This window comes from Sphingorhabdus sp. (assembly GCF_046292425.1).
In the GTDB taxonomy this organism is placed as follows: Bacteria; Pseudomonadota; Alphaproteobacteria; order Sphingomonadales; family Sphingomonadaceae; genus Sphingorhabdus_B.
On sequence record NZ_JBKBQV010000095.1, the window covers coordinates 1 to 876 of the forward strand.

The following is an 876-nucleotide window of genomic DNA, read 5'->3' on the forward strand; positions in this document are numbered from 1 at the left end:
GCGCTCAAGCTGACCACCGCGCGCTATTTCACGCCCCGCGGGCACTCGGTTCAGGAAGGCGGGATCGAACCCGACATCATCGTCCCGCAGTTGAGCGACCCCGATCTCGCCAAGCGCGAGAAATTCCGCCTGCGTGAATCGGACCTTCGGGGCCACCTGGTCAACGAGGCGGCGATCAAGGACGAGGAGCTCGAACGCGACCGCAAGGACGATCCGCGCTTCCAGCTGACCGCCGAACAGCTCAAGGCCAAGGGTATCGACGACTTCCAGCTGACCTATGCGCTCGACACCCTGCGCCGGACCGCGCCCAATGCGATGGCCCGCCGCAACTGATGAGATCGCTCCGGTCGACGTCATTGGCGCAGCGCCTTGCGCTGGGCGTGCCGCTGGCGCTGCTGGGCGGAGCTTATCTCAGCGAATACGGGTTCGCCCTCTATCCTTGCGAAATGTGCTGGTGGCAGCGTTATCCGCACTTCGCGGCGCTCGCGTTCGCTGTGCTGTCACTCGTGGTTGTGCGGAAAAGTCTGTGGACCGCGCTCGCCGGGATCGCGATCCTCGTTTCGGGAGCGATCGGCGGCTTTCACGCAGGCGTAGAGTACGGTTGGTGGGAAGGGATCACCGCCTGCACGACGGTCGCGGCAGAGGGCGGCAATGCGCTCGACGCGATCATGAACGCGCCGCTGATCCGCTGCGATCGCGCGCCCTGGACGCTTGCGGGCATTTCGCTCGCAGGATTCAATTTTCTGATCTCGACCGCCGCCGGCCTCGCGATCCTTTTTTTGCTGGGACGAAGCCGTGAAGCCTGACACCGACCGCATGATCCGCGTCGACCAGGCCGGGGAATATGGCGCGCAGCGAATTTATGCGGGCCAGCTT

The 876-nt window shown here is 64.6% G+C and carries 2 protein-coding genes and 1 pseudogene; all 3 read left to right on the forward strand.

What is annotated here, in order from left to right; translation table 11 throughout:
• Positions 1-333 (forward strand): annotated as a pseudogene (locus ACK4S7_RS13020) (peptidase S41); the annotation flags it as partial.
• Complete coding sequence (locus tag ACK4S7_RS13025; protein WP_409647663.1) at positions 333-806, forward strand: disulfide bond formation protein B; 474 nt, start codon at positions 333-335, stop codon at positions 804-806. The pseudogene ACK4S7_RS13020 and the gene ACK4S7_RS13025, both read left to right, overlap by 1 nt.
• A partial coding sequence (locus ACK4S7_RS13030) for a demethoxyubiquinone hydroxylase family protein (protein ID WP_409647665.1) occupies positions 796-876 on the forward strand: 81 nt, incomplete at its 3' end. The genes ACK4S7_RS13025 and ACK4S7_RS13030, both read left to right, overlap by 11 nt.